Source organism: Mycobacterium sp. PSTR-4-N (assembly GCF_022348085.1).
Taxonomy (GTDB): Bacteria; Actinomycetota; Actinomycetes; order Mycobacteriales; family Mycobacteriaceae; genus Mycobacterium.
On record NZ_JAKRFN010000064.1, the window covers coordinates 1 to 1,219 of the forward strand.

1 protein-coding gene and 1 pseudogene are annotated in these 1,219 nt (G+C 59.6%); both read right to left on the reverse strand.

What is annotated here, in order from left to right; all coding sequences use genetic code 11:
- Positions 1 to 86: 86 nt before the first annotated feature.
- Positions 87 to 488 (reverse strand): DUF2267 domain-containing protein, encoded by a 402-nt coding sequence (locus tag MHN84_RS29635; RefSeq protein WP_241207999.1) that lies wholly within the window; start codon positions 486 to 488, stop codon positions 87 to 89.
- 124 nt (positions 489 to 612) lie between these two features.
- Positions 613 to 1,065 (reverse strand): annotated as a pseudogene (locus tag MHN84_RS29640) (DUF1931 family protein).
- Positions 1,066 to 1,219 lie beyond the last annotated feature (154 nt).

Genomic DNA, 1,219 nt, shown 5'->3' on the forward strand with positions numbered 1-1,219 from the left:
CGCAGCCGGGCGCGGAAGCAGGGTAGCCCCAGATTCAATGAGAAACGTCGCGATCGAAATTCTCATCCAATCTGGGGCAATGCAGGTCAGACTAGTAAATGTGCCCCAGATTCAATGAGAACGGACACCAGCCGCTGGAAGTCCGAAGGCAGCTGACTCAGCACATCGTCGAACTCCCCGGGCGTCACTGCGTCCCTCAGAGTGATGAACACGGCGTCGACGCCTCGTTCAGCAGTGTCTCGATCCGTGTCAGCCGCCTGAGCCACACGCTCAACGAATTCCTCGAAGCTGAACGCCTGAGCGTTTTCCTGGGTACTGGCCAAAGCCGACTGCAGGGGCGCCGGCAACTGAGCCGCGAGGTCCTGCGCCTCGCCGCCGCTGATGCGGTCCGCGAGAGTGGCCAACGTGGCGCGAATCAGACTTGCTGCTTGCTCCTGTGGCAGGTCGGCAGACATGGCTACGCGGGTGATGAACTCGTCGTATTGCATTGTTTCTCCTTGTCATTTCTCGTGTGTTCCGTTGCCATGATGGTGAATTCGCGATTGTCGCGCCTCCATCTGCGGGGTCGAATTCGCATACCAAAAGTCAACATCAGCAGACGAGACGCCACCGTCAGAAGACGAGTCGGAATGTGGTGAACACTCGGTTCCAATCCTCGCTGGACGGATTCGACACCGTCGCGTCCACCAGGCATAACGTGCGGGCCAGCGCCACGGCGAGGCCGCCGAATACCTCCGGTAGGAGCTGCTCCGCCTCCTGCGCGAAAGTGACCTCGGCGGGTGGCTGTCGCACCACCTAGCGAAGCAGCTCTCGGATCTCCTCAGCTTCGTCCAGCTTGTCGAATTCGCGCATTCGCTCTTGAAGGCCCTTTGTTATCGGAAGGTCCTGCGCTGCAACGACGTCGCGGCCGTTCATCTTCGCCGAATTGCGCCCGCTGATGGCCAGGTCGTCTACCAACTCATCGATGAAACTCTGGAAGCGACGGATGTCGTTCTTGTCGATATCGACGCTCGCGACGGCACGAAAGAAGCGCTCGAACACCGGAATACCCGACGGATGTGTCACGTAGAACCTCCATCTCGCAATTCACGCTGGATAAGTCCCCTAGCGTGGTGGAGTTTCGGGGGGCGGGGACGACGGTGCTGGGTGTGTCGTTGACGCTGTTGGGGTGGGCCATCGCGTAGTGGTCAGTGAGTTACCTACCAAGTGACTCAACAGG